The sequence below is a fragment of the Acidovorax sp. 62 genome (assembly GCF_002754495.1).
Classification (GTDB): domain Bacteria; phylum Pseudomonadota; class Gammaproteobacteria; order Burkholderiales; family Burkholderiaceae_C; genus Acidovorax.
Genome location: NZ_PEFJ01000001.1, coordinates 2,245,536 through 2,272,476, shown reverse-complemented (window position 1 = coordinate 2,272,476; position 26,941 = coordinate 2,245,536). Strand labels below are relative to the sequence as shown.

Below are 26,941 nucleotides of genomic sequence, written 5' to 3'. Positions count from 1 at the left end.
TCAGGTGGCTCTCAGAGACCATCAGGCGCCCATGAACCTTCTTCGGTTGCAGATTCACCCACAACACTTGGCCAGCTTCAAAGCGGTAGCCCCGGTGCTCTACCTGTTGACGGGTGGAGTGATTGCAGCCTGGGCCTATTTTTCGGTGGCAACTCCACAGCGTGTGGGCCATTACCTCACATTGCACCAAGTGCTGGAGACGCTGTCCATTGCCGTGTCGGCGTTGGTGTTTGCGGTGGGGTGGAAGGCGCACAGCTTAAATCCCCAGCGGAACGTCCTTCTTCTGGCCTGCGGTTTTTTGGGGGTGGCGGTCCTGGATTTTTCGCACATGCTGTCCTTTGCCGGCATGCCGGACTACATCACGCCCAATTCGGTGGCCAAGGGGATCAATTTCTGGTTGCCCGCCCGGTATTTGGGGGCGTTGACGCTTCTGGGCGCAGTGGCGTTGCATTGGCGTGAGCCGGGTGATGTTGCCGATCCAGGCCCCGGCAGGTTTGCGGTGGTGGTCTTGGTCTTGGCCGTGGTGGCTGTTGTCCATGCCATCGTTTTCTGGTTTCCGCAGTGGTACCCGCAGACTTACGATGCCCAAGGGCTGACACGGTTCAAGATCGCCTCCGAATACGGTGTGGTCGCCTTGTATGCAGCGTCGCTGGTGCTGTTGCTTCGCTGGGCGCGGGAGCGTGCCGCCTTTGATGTGGCCAGGCTCTTCGCTGCCGTGTGGGTGATGGCCCTGAGCGAGTTCTTTTTCACGTTCTACGTCATCGCGACCGACCCCTTCAATCTGCTGGGCCATTTGTACAAGGTGGTGGGGTACTACTACCTCTATCGGGCCATCTTTGTGGGCACCATCGAGGCGCCATACCGGGTGCTCAAGCAGTCCGACAAGGCCATGCGCGCCGTCCTGGATGCGGTGCCCGACCTGATGTTTGAGGTGACCCGTGATGGCCGTTACGTACAGATCCATACGCGCCAGCCCGAGTTGCTGCTGATGCCGGCCAGCGAGGTGGTGGGTCGGTCGATCCACGACATCCTGCCCCCAGCAGCGGCGGCCGTGGCGCAGGCTGCGATCAATGCGGCGGCTGAGCACGGCCTGGCCCGTGATTTTCAGTATGTGCTGGACTTGCCGGATGGCCCACACTGGTTTGAGCTGTCCGTGGCGCGCAAGGTGATGGACGATGACGCAGACGATCACTTTGTGGTGCTGTCGCGTAACATCTCCCAGCGGGTGCAGATGCTGGACACCTTGCGCAAGTTGCGCCATGCCGTGGAGCAGGCGCCCAACTCCATCTTCATTGCAGGCGCCGACGGCAACATCGAATATGTGAACCCTGCGTTCACCGCCACGACGGGCTACAGCCCCGAGGAGGTGATTGGCCGCAACCCACGTCTGCTGAGCGCGGGCGCCACACCCGCGGGTGTGTATGCCGACCTGTGGGCCCATTTGACCTCTGGCCGTCCGTGGCGCGGTGAGTTTGTGAACCGCCGCAAAGGTGGCGGCGAGTACAACGAGTCCGCCATCATCTCGCCCCTGCTGGACGAGCAGGGCCACATCACCCACTACCTAGCTGTGCAGGAGGACGTGACAGAACGTAGGCGTGACGAGGCGCGGATTCGCAAGCTGATCAACTTTGATGCGCTGACCGGCCTGCCCAACCGCACGATGTTTGCCTCCCGTTTCAGCCAGGCCCTTGCATTGACGCAGCGCAGCGGCCATCAGCTGGCCTTGTTGTACCTGGACCTGGACCACTTCAAGAACGTGAACGACTCGCTGGGCCACCAGGTGGGCGACGGGCTGCTGATCGAGATTGCGCAGCGCTTGCAGTCGGTGGTGCGCGACGAAGACACGGTGTCCCGGCAGGGCGGGGACGAGTTTGTCATCGTGCTGCCGCTCACCGATGCCCAGCAGGCGGCCCACGTGGCCGACGAGCTGCAGGCACAGGTGCGCCGCATCTGCAAGCTGGAGCACCACGAACTGGTGGTCACGTCATCGATCGGTATTGCGATGTACCCCGAAGATGGTGGTGACTTTGAAACCCTGGCGCAGCGCGCCGACGCAGCCATGTTCCGCGCCAAAGAGTCGGGGCGCGACACCTACCGGTTCTTCTCGGCGGACATGCAGGCACGCTCGCTCAGGGTGTTGCACATCGAGAACGCTCTGCGCAGCGCCCTGGTGCAGGGCCAGCTGACGCTGCACTACCAGCCGCAAATCCGGCTGAAGGACCGTCAACTGGTGGGGGTGGAGGCCTTGCTGCGCTGGACCCACCCTGAGCTGGGTGCCGTCGGCCCGGCCGAGTTCATCCCGGTGGCTGAAAGCAGCGGCCAGATTCTGGGCATGGGCGAATGGGTACTGCGCACCGCGCTGGCCCAGGCGCGGCAATGGCGCGATGCGGGCCACACCGAGCTGGTGGTGGCGGTGAACCTGTCGATGGTGCAGTTTCGTCATCCGGGCCTGGTGGACATGGTGGGCCGGGCATTGGCCGACAGCGAGGTGCCGCCGCAGATGCTGGAGCTGGAGCTGACCGAGGGCATTGCCATGGATGCACCAGAACAGGTGATTGCCATCGTGCGGCAGCTGTATGACCTGGGCGTGCAGCTGTCCATCGACGACTTTGGGACCGGGTACTCGTCGTTCAGTTACATCCAGCGCCTCAAGGTGCACAAGCTCAAGATCGACCAGTCATTTGTGCGCCACCTGGGCGACGACCCTAGTGCGCCCCACATCGTGCGCGCCATCATTGGCCTGGCGCAAAGCCTGAGCCTCGAGACCATTGCCGAGGGCGTGGAAACGGCCGCGCAGAGCGACGTGCTTTTGGGCTTGGGCTGCGACACGGGGCAGGGCTACCACTTCAGCCGCCCTGTGCCAGCGGCCGCCTTGGAACAGCTTTTGGTGCGAGGCCACTCAGTCGCGGGGTGAGAGGCGGGGGCGGGGCATGGGCAAGCTCCTGGCCAAAACAGAACCGCTGCGTTGTCAGCGCGGCGGGCAGGTGTTGGTGCCTGCCGAGTGTTCAGCGTGGCGCGAAGCCTCGCCAAGCACCGTTTTGGCGGGTTTGATGCCAAATATGCCCCCTGCGCTCGAGGAATAAGCGTGAGGTGCTATTAAATATATAGCGTTTCTATGCCCTGGTTCCTTGCTCCGGCTCAACGAGGGGCCAAGCGAATCGCACCATCCAGGCGGATCACTTCGCCGTTGAGCATGTCGTTTTCAAAGATGTGCAAAGCGAGTTTGGCGTAGTCTTCCGGCGTGCCCAGGCGGCTGGGGAAGGGGACGCCCGCGGCCAGCGCATCCTGCACTTCCTGGGGCATGCCGAACAGCATGGGGGTGCCAAAGATCCCGGGGGCGATGGTCATGTTGCGTATGCCGTTGCGCGCCAGGTCGCGGGCGATGGGCAGGGTCATGCCGACGATGCCGCCTTTGGATGCGGAGTAGGCGGCTTGGCCAATTTGGCCGTCGTAGGCTGCCACGCTCGCCGTGGAGATCATCGCGCCGCGCTCGCCAGTCACTTCGGGGGTGTTTTGGGACATGGCCTGGGCGGCCAGCCGGATCATGTTGAAGCTGCCCAGCAAATTCACCGTGATGGTCTTGCTGAACAAGGCCAGCGAGTGCGCGCCATTTTTGCCCACGGTTTTTTCCGCAGGGGCAATGCCGGCGCAGTTGACCAGCCCCATCAGCTTGCCCAAGGACACGGCTTTGTCCACCACGGCCTGGCCGTCGGCTTCGCTGCTGACATCGCAGCGCATGAAGGTGCCGCCAATGTCTCGCGCCACGGCTTCGCCTTTGTCCGCCTGCATGTCCGCAATCACCACGGTGCCGCCGCGCAGCGCCAGCATGCGTGCCGTGCCTTCACCCAGTCCCGAAGCGCCGCCGGTCACGATGAATACTTTGCCTTTGATCTCCATGAGCCATCTCCTTTGTGAATTACGTTAACGTAAACGTCAATTATCCTTCAGGCGCATTCTCAAACCCCAAAACTCTTTGTCTTTGGTGCTTGCATTGCGCTTGCGGGCACAAAAAAGCCCGGCAGAGCCGGGCTGGTAGGACTGGGAGGAGGCCCTCAGATCACTGGAAGCCGACGCGGTCCAGCATCTGTTGAACCTTGGTCACGTTCGCACCCACGGCGCTGATCGGGATGGTTTCGCTCTTGAACGGCGCGCCACCGGTCATGGCCTTGAGGGCGGGGTTGTCCAGCGTCACGCCCTTGACGGTAGGCCACTCGTTGTTGCCATTGGCAAAGTAGTTCTGGGCTTCTGGGCTGGCCAGGTATTCCAGGAACTTGACGGCGTTGGCCTGGTTCTTGGAGTAACGTGCCACTGCGCCGCCAGCGATGTTCATGTGCGTGCCCCAGGAGGACTGGTTGGGGAACACGACCCCCACCTTATTGACCACAGCCACGTCCTCGGGCTTGTTGGATCGCATCATGCGGGCCAGGTAGTAGGTGTTGGTCACGCCGATATCGCACTCACCAGCGGCCACGGCCTTGATCTGGTCGGTGTCACCACCCTTGGGGGGGCGTGCCAGGTTGGCCACCATGCCCTTGAGCCAGGCTTCTGCCTTTTGCTCGCCCATGTGCTCGGTCACGGCGCCGAACAGGCTCAGGTTGTAAGGGTGCGAGCCCGAGCGAATGCACAGCTTGCCCTTGTTCTTGGGGTCACCCAGAGACTCGTAGGTGTCCACATCGGTCTTTTGCACCTTGACCTTGTTGTAGACGATCACGCGTGCGCGGGTGGACAGGCCAAACCACGAAATGCCGCCGTCGGCTGCGGGCGTGCTGCGCAGGTTGGCAGGAATCGCGTCGTTGAGCAGCTTGGACTGGATGGGCTGGAACAGGCCATCCACTTCGCCCTTGTACAGGCGCGCAGCGTCCACCAGCAGGATGACGTCGGCTGGCGAGGCGGTGCCTTCGGCTTTCAGGCGCGCCAGGATGCCTGCATCGTCAGCATCCACACGGTTGATTTTGATGCCAGTGGCCTTGGTGAAGCCGGTGTACAGGGCCTCGTCGGTCGAGTAGTGGCGTGCGGAGTAGAGGTTCACCACTTGTTCTTGGGCCAATGCGGCGCCCGCAGTGGCGGCCAGTGCGCAGGCGGTCAGCAAGGCTTTCACGGTCTTCGACATGGAATGCTTCTTTCGGGGTTGTAACCCCCGGATGATAAAACAAACGCGAATTATTCTTAATAAAACCCGTGTGGCGCGAGGGTGTCAGGCTGCTTAGAACAGGTTCTTAGACGCTGCAGCTGCTTTGATCTGCGTGAGGCTGGGCGCTCACTCGTCGATGGATGCGCTCCAGCGGCTGCCCCAGTCCTGGGCACGCTCGATGTTGCGCCGATCGCGTTTGGTGGGGCGCCCGTCTTGCAGGGTGGCGGCGGGCTCGGGCGCCAGGCGCCTTTGTTCTGCCGCCTGCTCGCGGGCCGCGATGCTTTCCACCGTCTCTTCGTACAGCAGCTGGGCCACAGGGGCAGGGCCCCGGGCACCGCTGAGGGCCCGCACCAGCACCGTGCGGGCCACGGGGCCTTGACGCAAAGCCACGGTGTCGCCGCAGCGCAGGTCGCGCGCGGGCTTGGCCTGCTGGCCGTTCACGGTCACGCGGCCTTTGCTGATTTCTTCGGTCGCCAGGCTGCGGGTTTTGTAAAAGCGCGCGCACCAAAGCCATTTGTCCAGGCGCATCGTTTCGGTCAAATTCATGGGGGTGGATTGTGCCGCGTTGCCTTATTCGCTGCCGTGGGGGATGGTGGGGTGGCCCGCGTCTGGCTGCGGCCGCGCCAGCGGCAGGCGCACCACGGCGTCCAGCCCCAGCACCCTGGTTCCCTGTTCGCGATTGGTCAGCGCAATGCTGCCTTCCAGCGCCTGCACGATCTCCTGGCAAATGGCCAGGCCCAGGCCACTGCCGCTGCGCACATCACCGGCAGAAAATGGCTGAAAGAGCCGTGATGCCAACTCCGGCTCAATCCCTGGGCCGTGGTCGCTGATGGTGAGTGCGGTGTGGTGTGCGTCGCTGCGCAGGTCCACCGTCAACTCGCTGCCGGGCGGCGCGTGGCGCACGGCGTTGTGCAGCAGGTTGCGGGTCAGCTCGCGCAGCATCCACTCATGGGCGCGCACGGGGGCCGCCTCGGTTTGGATGCCAAAGTCCAGGTCGCGTTGTGCGATCAGGGGCGAGATCTCCAGCGCTACGGTGCGCAGCACCTCGTCCAGCCGGGTGATGGGCGGCTCGCTTTGCTGGCGCAGTTGCTCCACCTTGGCCAGGGCCAGCATCTGGTTGGCCAGTTGGGTGGCGCGGTCCACGGTGTCACTGATTTCATGCAGGGCCTGCTCGGCAGGCATGTCGCCTCGCAGGGCCGATTGCACCTGGGTTTTGAGCACGGCCAAGGGGGTGCGCAGCTGGTGCGATGCATCGCGCACAAACCGCTTTTGGTGGCGCAGCAGGTGGCGCAGCCGCTGCATGACCTGGTTGGTGGCGGCAATCAGGGGCTGCAGTTCGCGCGGGGCTGTGGGCGCGGCGATGGGGCTCAGGTCGCCCTCGCCACGGGCCTGCAGTTGCAGGCTCAGGTGCCGCACGGGGCGTGTGGCGCGTTGCACGACCCACAGCACGGTGAAGGCGATCACCGCAATCAGCAGGGCCTGTCGCAACAGGGTCTTCCACAGAATCTGCAGCGCCAACGTCTCGCGCACCTCCAGCGTCTCGGCCACCTGGATCACGGCCATGCCGCGCCCTTCGGCGCTGGCCACAGGCTGCAGCAGCACGGCCACCCGCACGGGCTGGTCGCGAAAGACATCGTCGTAAAAATCTACCAGCGCGGCGTAGGGCGGCTTCAGCGGGATCTTGCCGCGCCACTCGGGCAGGTCGTCAAAGCCTGAGATCACCTCGCCGCTTTGGGTGGAGACGCGATAGAACATGTGGCTCTGGTTGTCGGCCTCAAACGCCTCCAGCGCAGAGTAGGGCACGATGGCCCGGATGTGGGCGTCGTCGTCAAAGCCCTCCACATCCAGCTGCTCGCTGATGCTCTTGGCCGATGCCAGCAGCGTGCGGTCGTAAGCGGTGTTCAGCGAGGCCAGCGTCTGGTGGTAGAGGCTGTAGGTGTTGAAGCTGATGAACGCCACCACCGGCAGCAAAATGCCCAGCAGCAGCCTGCGGCGCAACGAGTGGGTGGCTTGCAGCGGCTCGGTCATGCAGGGCGCTTTCTTCTCTTGCCGTCTCAGGCCTGTGCATCGGTGCGCAGCAAATAGCCCAGCCCGCGCAGCGTCATCAGCGTCAGCCCCGTGCCCGCCAGCTTTTTGCGCAGCCGGTACACCACCACTTCAATGGCTTCGTACTGCACATCCAACTGGCCCGGGAACACCAGCTCGTACAGCCGCTCCTTGGTCACGGCATGGCCGGGCTGGGCCAGCAGTGCGTGCATCAGGGCCAGCTCGCGCGGGGTCAGCTCCATCACCTCGCCATTCAGGTACAGCGCACCGCTGTCCTTGTCATAGCGTATGGCGCCGATTTGCGTGGTGTTGCTGCCCACTGGGGTGGCGCCTGGGTCGGCGCTGCGCCGCACCAGGGCGCGCAGGCGGGCCTCCAGCTCATCCAGGTCAAAGGGTTTGGGCAGGTAGTCATCCGCCCCGGCATTGAGGCCCATGACGCGGTCGCCCACGGTGCCCCGAGCCGTCAGGATCAGCACCGGTGTGCGCAGGCCCAGTGCGCGGGCGCGTTGCAGCACTTGCAGCCCATCCAGACCGGGCAGCGTCAGGTCCAGGATCACGGCGTCCGGCACCCGGCCTACCCATTGCGTGAGAGCGGCTTTGCCGTCGCCCACCGCTGCCACCTCCATGCCACGGCGCGTCAGCGCCCGCTGCAAGGTGGTCTGCATGGTGGGGTCGTCTTCTACAAGGAGCAATTGCATGCGCGGCACCATAGCACCGACTGGGCCGTGGTTTCCAGAGTTTTCAAGGGGACATGCCGGATTGCGACACCCAGGCTGGGGCGCGGCAGGCCATCGCCGTATGGGTGTTTTCCCTGAGTTCGCAGACAGCCTTTTGACAGGCAGAGCACGCATCATCGACAGATTCGCCAACCGTTCCAGGAGACACCGATGCGTCGCGATACTTTCCTCAAGTCTTTGGCCGCCCTGGCCGCCGCTGGCAGCCTGCCAGTGTCGGCGCAGACTGCCGCTTTGAAAATGATGATCCCCGCCAACCCTGGTGGCGGCTGGGACACCACGGGCCGTGCCCTGGGCAAGTCCATGCAAGAGGCGGGCGCTGCCTCCTCGGTCTCGTATGACAACAAGGGCGGCGCTGCGGGCGCCATCGGTCTGGCGCAGTTCGTCAACTCCAGCAAGGGCGATCCGAACGCCCTGATGGTGATGGGCGCTGTGATGCTGGGCGGCATCATCACCGGCAAGCCACCTGTGGGCCTGGACAAGGTCACCCCCCTGGCGCGCCTGACCAGTGAATACAACGTGTTCGTGCTGCCTGCCAACTCGCCCTTTAAGACCATGAAGGACGTGGTCGAGCAGCTCAAGAAAGATCCCGGTAGCGTGAAGTGGGGTGGTGGCTCGCGTGGCTCCACCGAGCACATCGCCGCCGCCATGATTGCGCGTGAAGTGGGCGTGGACCCCGCCAAGATCAACTACGTGGCCTTCCGTGGGGGTGGCGAGGCAACGGCCGCCATCCTGGGTGGCAACGTCACCGTCGGCGGCAGCGGCTACAGCGAGTTTGCCGAGTACATCTCGGCGGGCAAGATGCGCGCTGTGGGCGTGACATCGGCCACCCGCCTCAAGGGCGTCAATGTGCCTACGCTCAAGGAGCAAGGCATCAACGTGGACATCGGCAACTGGCGCGGCGTGTATGGCGCCCCTGGCATCACGGCCGAGCAGCGCAAGGCCCTGATCGATGCCCTGGCCAAGACCTTCAAGCACAAGGCCTGGCAAGACGCCATGGACAAGAACGGCTGGACCCCGGCATGGCTGGCGGGTGATGAGTTCTCCAACTTCGTGGACGCTGAGTTTGCCAGCCTGCGCGCCACGATGGCCAAGTCCGGAATGATCTAAAGCGAGGTAGGGCTGCAGCGGCTTTGCGTCTGTCCTGATGGGGCGGGCGCAGCGCCGCTGTGCCAGTTGGTGCGAAGGAAAAAATCATGACACAACAACATTCATCGCGCTCCAAGCCGTTGCAGACCCTCATTGGCGTAGGCATTGTGGCGTTGGCGGGGTTGCTGGCCTGGGGGGCCAGTTCTGTCAGCTCAGAGGCGGGCTACGGTGGCGTGGGGCCCAACTTCTTTCCTTGGGTGGTGGCCATCGTGCTGCTGATCTGCGGGGTGCTGTGCGTGGTGCACGCGCAGACCGGCGGCTTTCGCGAGCTGGAAGACGGCTCGGGCGACGAGCGGGCGCACTGGAAGGGCTTCATCTGGGTGTCTGCCGGGTTGCTGCTCAATGCACTGCTCATCACCACCCTGGGCTTCATCCTGAGCTGCGCCTTGTGCTTCGTGCTGTCGGTGCGGGGCTTCAAAAGCTCGGAGGGCGAGTTGGACCTGCGCCTGCAGGCCTGGATCAAGGACTCGGCCATTGGCATCGCCGTAGCGGCGCCGGTGTACTGGATGTTTACGCAATTGCTGGCCATCAACCTGCCCGGCCTCACAAACACGGGGTGGCTGTAAAGCCAGCACGCTATGGATACGCTCAATCTCTTGATGCAGGGGTTCATCACCGCTGCCACTCCCATCAACCTGCTGTGGGCCTTTGTGGGCTGCATCATCGGCACCGCCGTGGGGGTGTTGCCAGGCATTGGCCCCGCAGTGGCCGTGGCCATGCTGCTGCCCATCACCGTCAAGGTCGAGGCCACGGCCTCCATGATCTTCTTTGGCGGCATTTACTACGGCGCCATGTACGGCGGCTCCACCACCTCCATCCTGCTGAACACGCCGGGTGAGGCGGGCTCCATGGTCACGGCCATGGAGGGCAACAAGATGGCCAAGCATGGCCGCGCCGGCGCCGCGCTGGCCACGGCAGCCATTGGCTCGTTTGTGGCGGGCACCATCGCCACCATCCTGGTTACCTTTTGCGCACCCCTGGTGGCCGAATACGCCATCCGCCTGGGCCCCCCCGAATACTTCATGCTGATGGTGCTGGCCTTCACCACCGTGAGCGCGGTGCTGGGCAAGAGCACGCTGCGCGGCATGGTGGCACTGTTTGTCGGCCTGGCCATGGGCCTCATCGGCATCGACCAGATCACAGGCCAGGCCCGCTACACCGGTGGCGTGCCTGAGCTGATGGACGGCATCGAGGTGGTGCTGATTGCCGTGGGCCTGTTTGCCGTGGGCGAGGCGCTGTACAACGTGATGTACGAAGGCAAGGCGGACGAAACCCAGAACCGCCTGACCAGCACCCACATGACCAAGGAAGAGTGGAAGCGCTCCTGGCCCGCCTGGCTGCGCGCCACGGCCATTGGCTTTCCTTTTGGCACCGTGCCTGCGGGCGGCAGCGAGATCCCGACCTTCCTGAGCTACGCCGCAGAAAAGAAGCTGAGCAAGCACAAGGAAGAGTTTGGCACCACCGGCGCCATCGAAGGCGTGGCAGGCCCCGAGGCTGCCAACAACGCGGCCATCACGGCCACGCTGATTCCGCTGCTCACGCTGGGCATTCCCACATCGAACACCACGGCCATCTTGCTGGGCGCGTTCCAGAACTACGGCATCCAGCCTGGCCCGCAGCTGTTTGACACCAACGGTGCGCTGGTATGGGCGCTGATCGCGTCGATGTACATCGGCAACGTGATGCTGCTGATCCTGAACCTGCCCCTGGTGGGCCTGTGGGTCAAGCTGCTGAACATCCCGAAGTCGTACCTGTACGCGGGCATTTTGGTCTTCTCCACGCTGGGTGTGTACGGCATGCGCCAAAGCGCGTTCGACCTGGTGCTGCTGTACGCGATTGGCCTCTTGGGCGTGGTGATGCGCCGCTACGACTTCCCGGCCGCGCCGGTGGTGGTGGGCATGATCCTGGGCCCCTTGGCCGAGGCACAAATGCGCAACGCCGTGTCGATTGGCGAAGGCAAGTGGACGATTTTCCTGGAGCGCCCAGGCTCGGTCACGCTGATCGTCATCGTGCTGGCCGTGCTGATCGTGCCGCGCCTGCTGCGCCGCTGGGCGGCCAAAAAAATCCAGGCAGTAGAGGCCAGCGCAGGCTGACCTTCCTTTCACTGCCGCTGCCCAGGTGCAGCGGGCGAGTGACCCCTGAGGGTGTGCGGCGATGTCTGCACACCCTTTTTTCATGGGCGCGGACAAAGTAGCAGAAGGACGGGAATAGGGCGGGTGCGCGTGGGTACAGCGCAGAGCAGGGCAATGGCCCGCGATTCGCTTTGCAAACATGCAGTACGAGTGGGCAGGCGCGGGGATGTGCCCTATGGGCTGAGCCGCAGTGCACAGCCAAGGTGCTGCGGGGTGGGAGGAGAACCGGGCCACCCACCCCCATCACGCTGGCTTCGCAAGCAGGCATCGGGGGGTGGTCCCCCGATGCCCTCCCACCAGGTACTTGCTTTCACGCCGCAGATTGTACCCTAAAATGCGAATCGTTCTTATTTGCAAGGATGGCGCATGCACTCACTATCGCAAGAGTTTCTGGCCCTGTGCCGCCAACTGGGCGAAGCGCAGACCCGTTGCAGTGCCGCCATGGCCGCGCAGGCTGCCGAGCTGGAGCGGCTGCAGCGCGAAGTGGTGCGATTGCGCGCGGCCGTCATCGTGCGCGACACCCGGCTGGAGCAAGCCCGCGCAGCGCTGGAAGAGGCCCGGCAGGCCCAGCCACCTGGCCTGCCCCGGCGCAAAGAGATGGCGCGGCACATCCGCACCCTGGCCGAGCGGGTGGCCATGCTCTCACGCGAATGTTTGCGCTGGCGTTTGCAAGCCGTGGTGGGGGCGGGCGGGGGGAAGGGGGCAGGCTTGTTGGCCGATGCGCCCGTGGCGAGCCCGGCAGCGGCAGCCACCCTTGCAGGCCGGCCCCAAGCAAGCCACAGCGCCGCGCCCGCGCAGCCTGATCTGGACGAAAGCCTGGCCGCCGCAGACCTGGTGATCTGCCAGACCGGCTGCATCAGCCACGACGAATACTGGCGCGTGCAAGACCATTGCCGTCGCACGGGCAAGCCCTGCATTCTGGTGGACCAGGCCAGCCCGGCGCCTGGTGTGCATGTGCTGCAGCAACCCGTGGTGGTGCTGCGCATGGCCCAGGGCCTGCGGGCCGTGCGCGGTGTGCCGGGATGGGGGCAGCCCGGCGACCTGCCCGCGGGGGCGCATGCAGCGCTGCAAACCCCGCTCGATTCCAAGGCCACCCCTGCCGAGGTCTTGGAACAGGTTCATAAGTAAAAAGGCCCCTGGCGCTTATCTATAAAGCGCTAGCAGCTATATTTTTGGTAGCGCATGGCCATCCCATGCGCGGCATGGCAATGGCCCACGGGCCCCGCGCTACCATCGCCCCATGCCCCCGCTCAAAGACGACACCCCCGCACTGCCGCTCGATGCCCAAGGCATTCTGGAGCTGGCGGCGCGCTCCATGTTCCAGCTGTTTTCCAGCGTCAGCCAGGGCATGCTGCTCATTGACCTGAGCGGGCGCATTGTGTGGATCAACGAGGGCTACCTGCGCTTTCTGCCCGACCTGGGGTTTTCGTCCGTCGACCAGTTTGTGGGCCGCATGGTGGAGGACGTGATCCCCAACACCCAGATGCACCGCGTGCTGGCCACCGGCCAGCCCGTGCTGGTGGATTTGCTCACCAACCATGCGGGCACTTTCGTGGTCAGCCGCATTCCGCTGCGCGACGAGGCCGACCGCGTGATCGGTGCCATCGGCATCGTGCTGTTTGACCACCCCGAGACCACGCTGCAGCCCCTCATCAGCAAGTTTGCGCTGCTGCAGCGCGACCTGGACGACGCCCGGCGCGAGCTGGCCAGCCAGCGCAGCCGCACGCTGGTGGGGGCGGGCTTGGGCGACGGGCAGCGCCGCGCCAAGTACACCTTTGCCAGCTTCATTGGCTCGAGCCCTGCGGCGGCCGAGGTCAAGCGCCAGGCACGGCGCGCGGCGCAGTCCAGCAGCCCGGTGCTACTGCTGGGCGAGACGGGCACGGGCAAGGAGCTGCTGGCCCACGCCATCCATGCCGCATCGAGCCGCGCCAGTGGCCCCTTTGTCAGCGTCAACATCGCTGCCGTGCCCGACACACTGCTCGAAGCCGAATTCTTTGGCGTGGCCCCCGGCGCCTACACCGGTGCCGACCGCAAGGGGCGCGACGGCAAGTTCAAGCTGGCCGATGGCGGCACGCTGTTCCTCGACGAAATTGGCGACATGCCGCAAAGCCTGCAGGCCAAGCTGTTGCGGGCGCTGCAAGAGGGCGAGATCGAGCCGCTGGGCAGCAACAAGCTCGTGCCCTTCAATGTGCGCATCCTCGCCGCCACCTCGCGCGATCTGGCCGCGCTGGTGCGCGAGGGCAAGTTCCGAGAAGACTTGTTCTACCGCCTGCATGTGCTGCCGGTGCGAGTGCCGCCCCTGCGCGTGCGGCGCAGTGACATCCCCGCGCTGGTCGAATCCCTGGGCGAAGACCTGGCCCTGCGCAACGGCACACCGCCGCCCGAGCTGCAGCCCGACGCCCTGGCCCTGCTGGCGGGCCAGCCCTGGCGCGGCAATATTCGCGAGCTGCGCAACGTGCTGGAGCAGGCGGTGATGCGCAGCGACTCCAGCACCGTCGACGCCGCCCAACTGGCCCGCGTGCTGCGTGAGGCGGGCGTGGAGCCCGCCGCCCCGGCGCCCGTGGCCGAGCTGAGCAGCGCCACCGCGCTGGAGTCCGACGACGACGCCCGCTACCTGCGCCCCCTGGCCGAGCAGGTGGCAGAGCTGGAGCGCCGCGCCATTGCCGTCACGCTCAAGGCCAATGGCGGCAACAAACTGGCCACCGCACGGCAGTTGGGCATCTCACGGGCCACGCTGTATGAACGTCTGGAAAACCCTGATCTAAAAACAGACAGTTGACTAAATTTCAGCCGTTGATTTGTCTGAAAATTGATCATATGGGTGAAATGATTGTGGCCGCTCTGGTGCGGCGCCCAATCAAATCAACCACTTGCGCGCCCCTGTGCAAGCCGCGCTCGCTGGCACGCCATGTGCACTACAGCCTGCATAACCACAGGAGACAACCGCCATGCAACGCCGCACCCTGGTCACTGCCGCTGCCGCTGCCACCGTTACCGTTACCGTTCTCGCGGCCAGCCTGGCCGCCCCCGCCTGGGCCCAGTCGGGCGAAATCCGCATCGCCCACATCTACAGCAAAACCGGCCCGCTGGAGGCCTACGGCAAGCAGACGCAGACCGGCCTGCTGATGGGCCTGGACTACGCCACCGGCGGCACCATGCAGGTGGGCGGCAAGAAGATTGTGGTGATCGAGAAAGACGACCAGGGCAAGCCCGACCTGGGCAAGAGTCTGCTGGCCTCGGCCTACTCGGACGACAAGGCCGACATTGCCGTCGGCCCCACCTCCAGCGGCGTGGCGCTGGCGCTGCTGCCTGTGGCTGAGGAATACAAAAAGATCTTGCTGGTGGAGCCCGCTGTGGCCGACGCCATCACCGGCGACAAGTGGAACAAGTACATCTTCCGCACCGGCCGCAACAGCAGCCAGGACGCCATCAGCAACGCTGTGGCGGTGGACAAGGCGGGCACCACCATCGTCACGCTGGCGCAAGACTATGCCTTTGGCCGCGACGGCGTGAAGGCCTTCAAGGAAGCCATCAAGAACGCCAAGCTGGTGCACGAGGAATACCTGCCGCAAAGCACCACCGACTTCACCGCCGGCATCCAGCGCGTGGTCGACAAACTCAAGGACCAGCCCGGCCGCAAGGTGGTGATGGTGATCTGGGCCGGGGGCACGCCGCCCTATGCCGCGCTGGCTGCGCAAGAGCTGTCCAAGCGCTTTGGCATTGACGTGGCCACGGGCGGCAACATCCTGCCCGCCATGGCCAGCTACAAGGCTTTCCCGGGCATGGAAGGCGCCACGTACTACTACTTCGGCATTCCCAAGAACCCCGTGAACGAGGCGCTGGTCTCGGCCCACTACAAGCAGTTCAAGGCCCCGCCAGACTTCTTCACCGCCGGGGGCTTCACCTCGGCCATGGCGTTGGTCACCGCCCTCAAGGCCACCAACGGCGAGACCAGCACCAACAAGCTGATCAAGACCATGGAAGGCATGAGCTTTGACACGCCCAAGGGCAAGATGACCTTCCGCAAGGAAGACCACCAAGCCCTGCAGAGCATGTACCACTTCAAGATCAAGGTGGACCCGGCCTTTGCCTGGGGCGTGCCCGAGCTGGTGCGCGAGATCAAGCCCGAAGAGATGAACGTTCCCATCCGGAACAAGCGCTGATTGCGCTGAAACAGCGGCTGCGTGGGGCGCGGTGATCGCCGTACGCAGTTTACTGCTCACTTTTTGATAGCTGCTTGCGCTTATCGAATAAGCGCCAGGGGCTGTTTTGACTCTGATTTTTGTGTTGGCCTGTCGTTTGCCACTCCACCACCTGCTGCCTCCATGCTTGCAACCCACAACCTGACCATCCGCTTTGGCGGCCATGTGGCGGTCAATGGCGTGACCTGTGCCTTTGCGCCGGGCACGCTCACCGCCATCGTCGGCCCCAATGGCGCGGGCAAGACCACGTACTTCAACCTCATCTCGGGCCAGCTCAAGGCCAGTGCAGGCAGCGTGCAACTGGGCGGGCGTGACCTGACGGCGCTCAGCCCCTCGGCTCGCACCCGGGCTGGGTTGGGGCGCGCATTCCAGCTCACCAACCTGTTCCCCAGCCTGAGCGTGCTGGAGAACGTGCGCCTGGCCGTGCAGGCCACGCAGGGCGGCTCGCACCGCCGGGGGCTCAACCTGTGGAGCATCTGGAGCGACCACCGCCAGCTCACCGAGCGGGCCGAATCCATCCTGCGCAGCGTGGCCCTGTTCGAGCGGCGCGACACCCCCGTGGCCAGCCTGCCGCACGGCGACCAGCGCAAGCTGGAAGTGGCCTTGCTGATGGCGCTGGAGCCGCAGGTCTACATGTTCGACGAGCCCACCGCAGGCATGAGCCACGACGAGGCCCCGGTGATCCTGAACCTGATCCGCGAGCTCAAAAAAGACAAGACCAAGATCATCTTGCTGGTGGAACACAAGATGGACGTGGTGCGCGAGCTGGCCGACCGCATCATTGTGCTGACCAACGGCACGCTGGTGGCCGATGGCGCTCCGGCCGAGGTGATCGCCTCGCCCGTGGTGCAGGAGGCGTACCTGGGCATCAGCAAGGACGCCGACAAGGAGGCCGCATGAGCAGCACCGCCAACCTCCTGGAGTTGAAAGGTGTGCACACGCACATCGGGGCGTACCACATCCTGCACGGCGTGGACCTGGCCATCCCCAAGGGCCAGCTCACCATGCTGCTGGGCCGCAACGGCGCGGGCAAGACGACCACGCTGCGCACCATCATGGGCCTGTGGCAGGCCTCGCAGGGCAGCATCCACTTCAACGGGCGCGACATCACCCGCCTGCACACACCGCAGATTGCGGGGCTCAACATTGCCTACGTGCCCGAGAACATGGGCATCTTTGCCGACCTGACGGTGAAGGAAAACCTGCTGCTGGCCGCACGCAAGGCCAGCAACGCAGCGCAGATGGATGCAGCCCGCCTGCAATGGATCTTCCGGTTGTTCCCGGCCGTGGAGAAGTTCTGGAACCACCCCGCTGGCAAGCTCAGCGGCGGACAAAAGCAGATGGTGGCCGTGGCTCGCGCCATCATCGAGCCGCGCGACCTGCTCATCGTGGACGAGCCCAGCAAGGGCCTGGCCCCCGCCATCATCAACAACATGATCGAGGCGTTCGACCAGCTCAAAAAGAGCGGCGTCACCATTCTGCTGGTCGAGCAGAACATCCACTTTGCCAAACGCCTGGGCGACACCGTGGCGGTGATGGACAACGGCCGCGTGGTGCACGCGGGCAGTATGGCCGCGCTGGCGGCGGACGAGGCATTGCAGCAATCGCTGCTGGGGCTGTCGCTATGAATTACAAGCGAAATATGCCTCTAGCGCCTATGGATAAAGCGCAAGCAGCTATCAAAAGAATAGTGAATCAAACCCAACCCGGAGGCCACGAATGACCGCCCGCATGACTGCCAGCGATTTCGACTGGAAGCCCCTGGCCCTGGTGCCACTGCTTGCGCTCATCACGCTGCCGCTGGTGGGATCGCCCAGCACCTGGCTCACGCTCACGGTGGCGGGGCTGGCCATGGGCATGATCATCTTCATCATCGCCTCGGGTCTCACGCTGGTGTTCGGCCTGATGGACGTGCTCAACTTTGGCCACGGCGTGTTCATTGCGCTGGGCGCTTTTGTGGCCACCAGCGTGCTGGGCGCGATGGGCGACTGGACGGGCTCTGACCAGCTGTGGCGCAACATGGTGGCGGTGCTGCCCGCCATGCTGGTGGCCATGGCAGTGGCGGGCGCGCTGGGCCTGGCGTTTGAGCGCTTCATCGTGCGGCCCGTGTATGGCCAGCACCTTAAGCAAATCCTCATCACCATGGGCGGCATGATCATTGGCGAGGAACTCATCAAGGTCATCTGGGGCCCGCAGCAAATCCCGCTGCCGCTGCCGGGCGGCATGCGCGGCTCGCTGCTGCTGGGCGATGCCGCCATCGAAAAATACCGCCTCGTCGCCGTGGCCGTGGGCTTGGTGGTGTTTGGCGTGCTGGCGTGGACGCTGTCGCGCACCAAGGTCGGCCTGCTCATCCGCGCGGGTGTGCAAGACCGCGAGATGGTCGAAAGCCTGGGCTACCGCATTCGCCGCCTGTTTGTGGCCGTGTTTGTGGTGGGCTCGGCCCTGGCGGGGCTGGGCGGCGTGATGTGGGGGCTGTACCAGCAAAGCGTGGTGCCGCAGATGGGCGCGCAGGTCAACGTGCTGATCTTCATCGTCATCATCATCGGCGGCTTGGGCAGCACGGGCGGGGCGCTCATTGGCGCGTTGCTGGTGGGCCTCATGGCCAATTACACCGGCTTTCTGGCCCCCAAGGTGGCGCTGTTTTCCAACATCGCGCTCATGGTCGCCATCCTGCTGTGGCGCCCCCAAGGCGTGTACCCGGTCACGAACCGTTGAGGAGCCGCAAGCATGTTGAACCGACTTCTCTCTGGCGACTATCCCCGCAGCAAGGTGCTGGCAGCCATCTTGCTGGCCGTGCTGTTGGGTCTGGCGTTGGCGCCGTTTTTATTCCCGGGCGTCAAGGCGCTGAACGTGGCGGCCAAGGTGCTGGTGTTTGTGGTGCTGGTGGCCAGCTTTGACTTGCTGCTGGGCTACACCGGCATCGTCAGCTTTGCGCACACCATGTTCTTTGGCATTGGGGCCTATGGCATTGCCGTGGCCACCACGCGCATGGGGCCTACTTGGTCGGCCCTGCTGGTGGGCGTGGGCGGGGCGCTGCTACTGTCGCTGCTCTTGTCGCTGGCGGTGGGGCTGTTCTCGCTGCGGGTGCGGGCCATCTTCTTCGCCATGATCACGCTGGCCGTGGCTGCGGCCTTCCAGACGCTGGCCTCGCAGCTGTCCGACATCACCGGGGGCGAAGATGGCCTGACCTTCAAGGTGCCCGAGGTGCTGTCGCCCAGCTTCGAGCCATTTGATGATCCGTTTCTGGGCGTGGCCATCGATGGCCGGTTGATCTGCTACTACCTGCTGTTTGTGGCCGCCGTGGTGTTGGTGCTGGCGCTGCTGCGCATCGTCAACTCGCCCTTTGGGCGGGTGCTGCAGGCCATCCGCGAGAACGAGTTTCGCGCCGAAGCCATTGGCTACCGCGTGGTGGTTTACCGCACCACGTCCAGCGTGCTGTCGGCCCTGTTCGCCACGCTGGCGGGCTGCATGCTGGCGCTCTGGCTGCGCTACAACGGGCCCGACACCTCGCTCAGCTTTGAAATCATGATGGACTGCCTGCTCATCGTCGTCATCGGCGGCATGGGCACCATCTACGGCTCGGCCATTGGCGCCGTATTGTTTTTGGTGGCGCAAAGCTATCTGCAAGACCTGCTGCGCGTAGGCAGCGAGGCTGCGGCGGGCTGGCCCTGGCTGGCCGCCTTGCTCTCGCCAGACCGCTGGCTGCTGTGGCTGGGCGTGCTGTTTGTGCTTTCGGTCTATTACTTCCCCACCGGCGTGGTGGGGCGCTTGCGCGCTGCGGCGGCGCACAGGCCGGGATAAGGGTGCGGAGTTTCTGACTTCGCAGCTCCATGACTTCTTGAATCGGTGTGATGGTCGTGCAACAAAAACCAACCCTGGAGACAAGCGCATGAAAACCTGTGTTCGCCCGTTCCTGCCTGCGGCCGTGGCCGCTGCTGTGTTGGCCGCCTGCGGCGGCGGTGGGGGAGATGGCAGCAACGCCAGCCCCAACACCAAGCCCACGTACCTGGGGGCCATTCAGGCCACGGCTTACGACGGCACCACCGACGACTTGCTCACCGCCGGCCTGGGTAAAGCCGGCCTGGCCGCAGCGGCCGCCCCGGCGTATGCCGACCCCCTCAAGCCCACGGCGGCCGAGCTGCGCCGCACCACCATCCACACCAACTACCGCGCCTTGCTCGACATGACGGCGGCAGGTGGCTACGGCAGCCTGTATGGCCCCAACGTCGATGCGCAGGGCAACATCACCGCCAGCGAGGGCAAGGTGGCGGGCACCGAATACATCGCCTTTGCCGACGATGGCAGCGGGCGGCAGAACGTCACCCTCATGGTGCAGGTGCCCGCCAGCTTCAACCCGCAAAAGCCCTGCGTCATCACGGCCACGGCATCGGGCTCGCGTGGGGTGTATGGCGGCATCAGCACGGGCGAGTGGGGCCTCAAGCGCGGCTGCGCCGTAGCCTACTCAGACAAGGGCACAGGTGCGGCCCCGCACGACCTGCAAAACGACACCGTGCCGCTGATCGATGGCACCCGCGCCACGGCCACAGCGGCGGGCAAGAACGCCGCGTTCAACGCGGGCCTCTCGGCCAGCGAACTGGCCGCCTTCAACGCCGCCACACCCAACCGCTTTGCCTTCAAGCACGCCCACTCGGGCCAAAACCCCGAGAAAGACTGGGGCCGCAGCACGCTGCAGGCGGTGGAGTTTGCCTACTACGTGCTCAACGAGCGCTTTGGCGCGCTGGACAACGGCCAGCGTCTCAAGACGCTCACCCCCGCCAACACCATCGTCATCGCGTCCAGCATCTCCAACGGCGGCGGCGCGGCCATTGCGGCGGCAGAGCAAGACACCCAGGGCCTGATCAGCGGCGTGGCGGTGTCTGAGCCCGCCGTGGAGCTGCCCGCCAACCCCGGTGTGACGGTGCAGCGCGGCAGCAGCGCCGTGGCCGTGACTGGCAAGACGCTGGTGGACTTCACCACCTATGCCAATCTCTATCAATCCTGCGCGGCGCTGGCGCCTTCCATCAGCAGCTCGCCCTATGCAGTTGCCTTTGGCGCGGGCTTTGCGGCCAGCGCCCTGCCCATTGCGCCCAACCGCTGCTCGGCCCTGGTGGCAGCGGGTTTGCTCACGGGCAGCACCCCTGCCGCGCAGGCAGAGCAGGCCCTGCAAAAGCTGCGCGACTATGGGTGGGAGGCCGAGTCGAGCGACTTGCACGCATCCCTGGCTGCGTTTGAAGTGGCGCCGGCTGTGGCGGTCACCTTTGCCAACGCGCTCTCGCGCGCCAGCGTCAAGGATCACCTGTGCGGCTACAGCTATGCCGCCACCACATCCACTGGCGCCGTGGGGCCGCTGGCGCCCGCAGCGCTGGCGGGCATGTTTGCCACGGGCAATGGGGTGCCGCCTTCCAGTGGGGTGCAGCTCATCAACAACAACGGCAAGCTGGGGGCTGGGCGCGACTTCTTGTCGGTGTCTGCCAGCGGCTTGGCCGACTGGAACACCGCCGGTGCGCTGTGCCTGCGCAACCTGGTCACCGGCACCGATGCCGCCGCGCAAAAACTGCAAGCCGGGGTGGACGAAACCCGCCGCAACGGCAACCTGCGCGGCAAGCCCGCCATCATCGTGCACGGCCGCGCCGATGCGCTGCTGCCCGTCAGCCACACGTCGCGGCCTTACGCCGCCCTCAACCGCAAGGTGGAGGGCAGTGCCAGCAAGCTGCGCTATGTGGAGGTGACCAACGCCCAGCACTTCGACAGCTTCATCGGCCTGCCCACCGTGCTGCCTGGCTACGACACCCGCTATGTGCCCCTGCACGTGTACTTGAACCGCGCCCTGGACGCCATGTACGACCACTTGGCCAGCGGCAAAACACTGCCCGCCAGCCAGGTGGTGCGCACGGTGCCACGCGGCGGCACGCCCGGCAGCGCCCCGGCCATCACCACTGCCAACTTGCCTCCTATGGCGACCACACCGCTCGCCGGTGATGCCATTGCCATCACGGCGGGGGCCATCGCCATCCCCGACTAGGCGCCCACGCAGGGCACGGCCCCAGCAGGGCCGTGCCCTGCAGTTTGTCCCGTTTCACAGGCCATCACCATGTCTCCCATCTCCCGCTACGCCACCTGCGCTGGCTACGAAATCCACTACACCGAATGGGGCAGGCCCGACGCCCCGGTGGTGATCGCATGGCATGGCCTGGCGCGCACCGGGCGCGACATGGACGACCTGGCCGCGCACCTGGCAGACCGCTACCGCGTCATTTGCCCTGACACCATCGGCCGGGGCCTGAGTCAGTGGAGCCGCCAGCCGCTGCAGGAGTACCGCCTGGCGTTTTACGCCCGCATCGCTGCCGACCTGTTTGACCAGCTGGGCATTGAGCGCGCGCACTGGGTAGGCACCTCGATGGGCGGGGCCATTGGCACCGTGTGCGCTGCGGGGGTGTTTGAGCCCAGCTTGCGGGGCCGCATTGCCAGCCTGCTGCTCAACGACAACGCCCCCCGCCTGGCCGATGCAGCGCTCGAGCGCATCAAGGCCTATGCGGGCCAGCCCCCCGCGTTTGACACCGTGGCCGAGCTGGAGGCTTTTTTCCGTCAGGTGTACCAGCCCTACGGCTGGCTCAGCGATGCGCAGTGGCGTCGGTTGACCGAAACATCGACCCGCCGCCTGCCCGATGGCCGCGTGACCCCGCACTACGACCCGGCCATGGTGCAGCAGTTCACCCGCCATGAGAACGACTACCTGATCTGGGACCACTACGACCGGCTGGACATTCCGGTGCTGTGCCTGCGCGGTGCTGATTCAGACCTGGTGCTGCCCGATACGGTGGCAGAGATGCAGCACCGCGGCCCCGGCGCCAAGGGCCTGCTGCAGGTGGTGGAGGTGCCTGGCTGTGGGCATGCACCCGCGTTGAATGTGCCTGCGCACTACGCGCTGGTCGATGGGTTTTTGGCGCGTGCAGAAGGTCGGCCGTAGCCCGCCTTCTGGGCCCTCATCAACCTGTTTAGCCCCTGGTCACGCCAAGCCCGCAGCCCAAAGCCTGGCTCAGCTGCTCGGCCGGAATGGCCCAGTCGGCGTCGGCCGCAATCGCCTCGCGCAGAAACTTGGCTTGCGCGGGCGTCCACACGGCGACGTCGGGCAACGTGAAGTTGACTGCCGTGGTGCGGTGCGTGGCGATGAAGGTGGTCATTGATGCCTCGTCCGACGGCAGGCCCAATTGGTCAAACAGGTCGGACATGGTGTGGATTCCGGTTTCCATGGAAGTTCGCAATCTTTGAAAAGAGGTGAATGGGGTGGTACAAGCTCCTTGTGCCTTGCGGGCGGGCTTGCGGCAAACCTTGCCCGTGCGTGCAGTGGGGCAGGGTGGTATTGCAGCACAGCCGTGCCGCGTGTGGTGTAGGACGGTCACGGTGTTGCGGCACCTGCTGTGCCTGCGGCACTTGCTGCGTGCAGTGCCAGGTAGTGGTGCACCACCGGCCCACCGGGGCCCTGGTGAAAGCGTTGGGCTGCCGCCTGCAGGTCTGCGTCGGCCTGCGAAACGCGGGTGTGCTGGCGCATGTGCTCGGCCCAGGACTCCACCAGAAACCATTCCATGACCCGGCCTGGCTCTCCCGTGTGCTCCGCGATGCCCCAGGCATAGGCGCCGTCGCGGCGGCGCTCTTCCCCCACCGCCTGCATGGCCTGTGCAAAGGCGGCCTTGTCGTGGGCCGCGATGCGGTACTCGATTTGCACCATCACCGGGCCCTGGTCATGGGGTACAGGTTCGGCCACCAAAGGCTCCGGCCAGTGGTTGGAGGGCTGCAAATCGGCCTCCCCCCTGGGCAGGCGCAAGCGGTGTGCGGCAAAGGCCACCACCACCAACCCTGCAGCCCCCATCCACAGGGTGGGGGCCAGTCCTGCCTGGCCTGCCATCAGTCCCCAGACCAGGCTGCCCGCTGCCATGGCACCGTTGAACACCATGAGGTAGATGGCCAGCCCCCGCCCGCGCACCCAGTTGGGCAGCACCGACTGGGCCACGCCATTGAGGGTCGTCAGCGCCACGATCCAGCCTGCGCCCAGCAGCAGCATGAGCCCAACGGCAGCCCACTGGGGCGGCGCAACGGCCAGCACCGCCATCACAGCGGCGGTCAGTGCCGATGCGCCCAGCAGCAGTTGGTCTGCATCCCAGCGCTGGCGCAACCTGGGCAGCAGCACGGCGCCTGCAATGGCACCAGCACCCACCGCGCCCAGCAGCACCCCATAAAACCCGGCGCCGCCGCCCAGCATGCGCCGCGCCACCAGGGGCAGCAGGGCCCACACTGCGCTGGCAAAGCCAAAGAACACGGCCGCACGCAGCAGCACCACATGCAGATCGCGGCTGGCACGGGCAAAGCGCAGCCCCGCACGCAAGGCCCCGAAGAAATGCTCGTCTAGCCCATTGGATGCGGTGGGGGTGCGCTTCCACCACCACAGCGCACCGATCACAAACACATAGCTCAGCAAGTCCACCCCGTAGGCCATGGCCGCCCCAAAGCTGGCCAGCAGCAACCCGCCGGCGGCAGGGCCTATAGAGCGTGCAATGTTCACACCCAGCGAGTTCAGTGCCACGGCGCCTTTGAGCTCGCTGCGCGGTACCAACTCCGGCACGATGGACTGCCAGCTGGGCCCCATGAGTGCCGCGCCCATGCCGCCCACAAACGTCAAGGCCACCAGCCACTCCACGGTGAGCGTGTGGGTGGAGGCCAGCATCAGCAGCGTGCCGCTCACCGATGCCAGCAACACCTGCACCGCAATGAGAAAACGCCGCCGGTCCAGAATGTCAGACAACACCCCCGCAGGGATGGCCAGCAAAAACACGGGTAAGGTGGCGGCGGTCTGAATCAAGGCCACTGCTGCCGGGCTGGACGTCAGCTCCGTCACCATCCACGCGCTGGCCACATCGCGCATGAAGCTGCCAATGTTGCCAAGCACCGTGGCAGTCCACAGCACGGCAAACACCGGAAAGCGCAGTGCCGCAAAGGCAGTGCCGGGTTGCTGTTGAGAGGTTGCTCCCGCCTGCGGCGGCGGCTTGTGGGAATCATTGGGTGACATGGTTACCTCGCAGGTCTTGCCAGGCCACCAGCACAAAGCCACCGACCAGGCCCAGGTGCTCAAAAAAGGAATTGGTCGCCATGAAGCGCTCCTGCCCTGGGGGCAGTTCCCAAAAGCGCAGTGCCAGCATCGTGGCCAGCAAGGTGAAGCAGCCCAGGGCCAGCGCACCCAGCCAGCGCCACCGGCCAACCAGAATCAGCACCGAGGCGCCCAGCTCCAGTGCTATCACCAGCACCGCGAACAGCGGCGCAGGTACCAGCCCGAAGTGCTGCATCTCAGCCATGGCACCGGAAAAGGAGGTGAGCTTGGTCAGGCCTCCCTGCAGATAAGCGGCGCACAGGCCCAGATAGCCCACAAAGCGCATGGCAGCGCTGCCGAAAACAGGGCGCATCACGGTTGCCAGGCGTTCCTGAACGCCGTATGAGGATGTAGTCATCGCATTTCTCCTTGGAGTCTTGTGCAGTCATGCGCGGTCCTGCGTCCCCCGCTCAAAGAGTGTGAGGGGGACGCCGCGCCGTAGCTCAGGGAGGCCCTTTTGTTTTAGGCCATCCAGCAAGAGCAGCCCAGTGCCCCAAAGAAGCTCTTCGGATCAGAGGACGGCACGTTGGATGCCCACGCGTCGGCATGGTTGTGGCCGTGCATCCCGCAGCTGGTGCTGCAGCCGCAAGCCGCTGCCATGTTGCGATAGCGCACCGGGTTGAGCGAGTTCTTGCCCGCCCCTTCCGGATCACCCCAACCGGCATAGCCGCCGAACAGCCTGGTCGGCGACCAGTCGGGCATGGCCGGGGGCAGTGGGTTGTCGTCATGCCGGGCAAACTCGCCCTCGCCGTAGACCACTCGGCCACCGACCACTGTGAGGTGTGAGGTCAGGAACGAGATCTCGTCTTCCGGCACCTTGAAGAAGTCCTTGCTGGGCACGATGAAGTCGGCCAGTTGGTCCACGGCAATGCGGCCACGCTTGCCCTCTTCGTTGCTGAACCAGGCTACGTTTTCGGTCCACATGCGCAGGGCCGTCTCGCGGTCCAGCAGGTTGCGCTGTGGATACAGCTGTGTGCCGCCCAGTGTCTTGCCGGTGATCATCCATGACAGCGAGACCCAGGGGTTGTAAGAGGCCACCCGCGTGGCATCGGTACCGGCCGAAACCTTGACACCTTTTTCCAGAATGCGCTTGACCGGAGGCGTGGCCTCTGCTGCCCGGGCGCCGTAGCGCTCGATGAAGTACTCGCCCTGGTAGGCCATGCGGTGCTGCACTGCTATGCCGCCTCCCAGCGCCGCAATGCGGTCTATGGACTTGTCGGAGATGGTCTCTGCATGGTCGAAGAACCAGTTGATGCCTGTGATTGGCGTATCGCGGTGCACCTTCTCGAACACATCCAGTGCCCGCGAGATAGTCTCGTCATAGGTTGCATGCAGGCGCCAAGGCCATTTGTTCTGCACCAGCACGCGCACGACCTCCTCCAGCTCGCCTTCCATCTGCGGCGGCATGTCGGGGCGTTCCACGCGGAAGTCCTCAAAGTCGGCTGCCGAGTACACCAGCATCTCGCCCGCGCCGTTGTGGCGGAAATAGTCGTCACCCTGCTTGTACTTGACTGAAGACGTCCATTTGAGGAAGTCCTCTTTCTCCTGCTTGGGCTTTTGCGTGAACAGGTTGTAGGCCAAGCGCACGGTGATCTGGTTGGCGTCGGCCAGCTGCTGGATCACCTCGTAATCATCGGGGTAGTTCTGGAAGCCGCCACCCGCGTCGATCACGCCGGTCACGCCCAGGCGGTTGAGCTCGCGCATGAAGTGGCGCGTGGAATTGACCTGGTAGTCGAGTGGCAGCTTGGGGCCTTTGGCGAGGGTGGCATAGAGGATGGTGGCGTTGGGCTTGGCCAGCAACAGGCCGGTGGGGTTGCCGCTTGCGTCGCGCACGATCTCGCCGCCAGGAGGCGCCTGCGTGTCCTTGGTGTAGCCCACGGCACGCAGTGCCGCGGCGTTGAGCAGTGCGCGGTCGTACAGGTGCAGCAGAAACACTGGCGTGTCGGGTGCGATGGCGTTGATCTCCTGCAGCGTGGGCAGGCGCTTTTCAACGAACTGATGCTCGGTAAAGCCGCCCACCACGCGCACCCACTGCGGCGCCGGGGTGACCGCCACCTGGCGCTTGAGCATGTCCAGCGCATCCGCCAGCGAGCGCACGCCGTCCCAGCGCAGCTCCGTGTTGTAGTTGAGCCCGCCGCGCACCACATGGGTGTGGTTGTCGAACAGACCCGGCAGCGCGCTTTTGCGCTGGAGGTCGATGCGCCGGGTGCGGTCTCCGGCCAGCGCCAGAATTTCTTGGTCATCGCCCACGGCCACGAAGCGGCCCGCCTTGACTGCGACGGCGCTGGCCGTGGGTTTGCTGCGGTCCAGCGTGGTGATCTGGCCGTTAAAGAAGACGGCGTCTGGATAAGAATCGGACATGGCAGTGGCTCCTTGGTGTTCGGCTGCAGAGGCGTTGCGCCCCAATA

General features: G+C 65.0%; 22 protein-coding genes. 13 read left to right on the top strand and 9 right to left on the bottom strand.

Going from position 1 to position 26,941, the window contains the following annotated elements; translation table 11 throughout:
* Positions 1-31 precede the first annotated feature (31 nt).
* Positions 32-2,914, top strand: a complete 2,883-nt coding sequence (locus tag CLU86_RS10165) for an EAL domain-containing protein (RefSeq protein WP_099741531.1) — start codon at positions 32-34, stop codon at positions 2,912-2,914.
* A gap of 224 nt (positions 2,915-3,138) precedes the next feature.
* Here CLU86_RS10165 and CLU86_RS10160 read toward each other — a convergent pair whose 3' ends face one another.
* The 5 genes from CLU86_RS10160 to CLU86_RS10140 form a co-directional block, all read right to left on the bottom strand.
* Positions 3,139-3,897 (bottom strand): 3-hydroxyacyl-CoA dehydrogenase, encoded by a 759-nt coding sequence (locus tag CLU86_RS10160; RefSeq protein WP_099655941.1) that lies wholly within the window; start codon positions 3,895-3,897, stop codon positions 3,139-3,141.
* 160 nt (positions 3,898-4,057) lie between these two features.
* Complete coding sequence (locus tag CLU86_RS10155) at positions 4,058-5,110, bottom strand: extracellular solute-binding protein (protein ID WP_099741530.1); 1,053 nt, start codon at positions 5,108-5,110, stop codon at positions 4,058-4,060.
* 147 nt (positions 5,111-5,257) lie between these two features.
* Positions 5,258-5,677 carry an RNA-binding S4 domain-containing protein gene (locus CLU86_RS10150; RefSeq protein ID WP_099741529.1) on the bottom strand — a complete coding sequence of 140 codons (420 nt, stop codon included), beginning with the start codon at positions 5,675-5,677 and terminating at the stop codon, positions 5,258-5,260.
* Positions 5,678-5,701: 24 nt separating this feature from the next.
* Positions 5,702-7,159 carry a sensor histidine kinase gene (locus CLU86_RS10145; protein WP_099655938.1) on the bottom strand — a complete coding sequence of 486 codons (1,458 nt, stop codon included), beginning with the start codon at positions 7,157-7,159 and terminating at the stop codon, positions 5,702-5,704.
* A 26-nt stretch (positions 7,160-7,185) separates the two neighbouring features.
* Positions 7,186-7,875 (bottom strand): response regulator transcription factor, encoded by a 690-nt coding sequence (locus CLU86_RS10140; protein WP_099743496.1) that lies wholly within the window; start codon positions 7,873-7,875, stop codon positions 7,186-7,188.
* A gap of 189 nt (positions 7,876-8,064) precedes the next feature.
* Here CLU86_RS10140 and CLU86_RS10135 point away from each other — a divergent pair, with 189 nt between their 5' ends.
* From CLU86_RS10135 to CLU86_RS10080, 12 genes are all read left to right on the top strand, one after another.
* A complete protein-coding gene (locus CLU86_RS10135; protein ID WP_099655937.1) occupies positions 8,065-9,021 on the top strand; it encodes a tripartite tricarboxylate transporter substrate binding protein in 957 nt (318 codons plus the stop codon).
* An 86-nt stretch (positions 9,022-9,107) separates the two neighbouring features.
* Positions 9,108-9,626 (top strand): tripartite tricarboxylate transporter TctB family protein, encoded by a 519-nt coding sequence (locus CLU86_RS10130; protein ID WP_099658698.1) that lies wholly within the window; start codon positions 9,108-9,110, stop codon positions 9,624-9,626.
* A gap of 12 nt (positions 9,627-9,638) precedes the next feature.
* Positions 9,639-11,153 (top strand): tripartite tricarboxylate transporter permease, encoded by a 1,515-nt coding sequence (locus CLU86_RS10125; RefSeq protein WP_099655936.1) that lies wholly within the window; start codon positions 9,639-9,641, stop codon positions 11,151-11,153.
* Positions 11,154-11,558: 405 nt separating this feature from the next.
* The gene (locus tag CLU86_RS10120; RefSeq protein WP_099741528.1) at positions 11,559-12,320 is read left to right on the top strand and encodes a DUF2325 domain-containing protein; all 762 of its coding nucleotides are present in this window, start codon (positions 11,559-11,561) and stop codon (positions 12,318-12,320) included.
* Between the two features lie 112 nt (positions 12,321-12,432).
* Positions 12,433-13,971, top strand: coding sequence for a sigma-54-dependent Fis family transcriptional regulator (locus CLU86_RS10115; RefSeq protein ID WP_099741527.1), 1,539 nt, complete (start codon positions 12,433-12,435; stop codon positions 13,969-13,971).
* Positions 13,972-14,140: 169 nt separating this feature from the next.
* Positions 14,141-15,355, top strand: coding sequence for a substrate-binding domain-containing protein (locus CLU86_RS10110; RefSeq protein ID WP_099741526.1), 1,215 nt, complete (start codon positions 14,141-14,143; stop codon positions 15,353-15,355).
* 162 nt (positions 15,356-15,517) lie between these two features.
* Complete coding sequence (locus CLU86_RS10105) at positions 15,518-16,294, top strand: ABC transporter ATP-binding protein (RefSeq protein ID WP_099741525.1); 777 nt, start codon at positions 15,518-15,520, stop codon at positions 16,292-16,294.
* On the top strand, positions 16,291-17,022 hold the full coding sequence (locus tag CLU86_RS10100) for an ABC transporter ATP-binding protein (RefSeq protein WP_099741524.1): 732 nt from the start codon (positions 16,291-16,293) through the stop codon (positions 17,020-17,022). The genes CLU86_RS10105 and CLU86_RS10100 overlap by 4 nt, the downstream gene beginning before the upstream one ends.
* A 103-nt stretch (positions 17,023-17,125) precedes the next feature.
* Positions 17,126-18,109 carry a branched-chain amino acid ABC transporter permease gene (locus CLU86_RS10095; protein WP_099743494.1) on the top strand — a complete coding sequence of 328 codons (984 nt, stop codon included), beginning with the start codon at positions 17,126-17,128 and terminating at the stop codon, positions 18,107-18,109.
* A 12-nt stretch (positions 18,110-18,121) separates the two neighbouring features.
* Entirely contained in the window at positions 18,122-19,195 is a 1,074-nt protein-coding gene (locus CLU86_RS10090) for a branched-chain amino acid ABC transporter permease (RefSeq protein ID WP_099741523.1), read from the top strand.
* A gap of 88 nt (positions 19,196-19,283) precedes the next feature.
* A complete protein-coding gene (locus CLU86_RS10085; RefSeq protein ID WP_099741522.1) occupies positions 19,284-21,416 on the top strand; it encodes a D-(-)-3-hydroxybutyrate oligomer hydrolase in 2,133 nt (710 codons plus the stop codon).
* Positions 21,417-21,485: 69 nt separating this feature from the next.
* Complete coding sequence (locus CLU86_RS10080) at positions 21,486-22,361, top strand: alpha/beta fold hydrolase (RefSeq protein WP_099741521.1); 876 nt, start codon at positions 21,486-21,488, stop codon at positions 22,359-22,361.
* 28 nt (positions 22,362-22,389) lie between these two features.
* On the opposite strand, the gene CLU86_RS10075 is transcribed toward CLU86_RS10080, so the two are convergent.
* The 4 genes from CLU86_RS10075 to CLU86_RS10060 all read right to left on the bottom strand — a co-directional run bounded on the left by CLU86_RS10075 (position 22,390) and on the right by CLU86_RS10060 (position 26,894).
* A complete protein-coding gene (locus tag CLU86_RS10075; protein WP_099741520.1) occupies positions 22,390-22,644 on the bottom strand; it encodes a DUF2789 family protein in 255 nt (84 codons plus the stop codon).
* Between the two features lie 146 nt (positions 22,645-22,790).
* Complete coding sequence (locus tag CLU86_RS10070) at positions 22,791-24,455, bottom strand: MFS transporter (protein ID WP_099741519.1); 1,665 nt, start codon at positions 24,453-24,455, stop codon at positions 22,791-22,793.
* On the bottom strand, positions 24,442-24,846 hold the full coding sequence (locus CLU86_RS10065; protein ID WP_099741518.1) for a DoxX family protein: 405 nt from the start codon (positions 24,844-24,846) through the stop codon (positions 24,442-24,444). Before CLU86_RS10065 ends, CLU86_RS10070 begins: the two co-directional genes overlap by 14 nt.
* A 149-nt stretch (positions 24,847-24,995) precedes the next feature.
* Complete coding sequence (locus CLU86_RS10060; RefSeq protein WP_199175110.1) at positions 24,996-26,894, bottom strand: amidohydrolase; 1,899 nt, start codon at positions 26,892-26,894, stop codon at positions 24,996-24,998.
* Between the last annotated feature and the right edge of the window lie 47 nt (positions 26,895-26,941).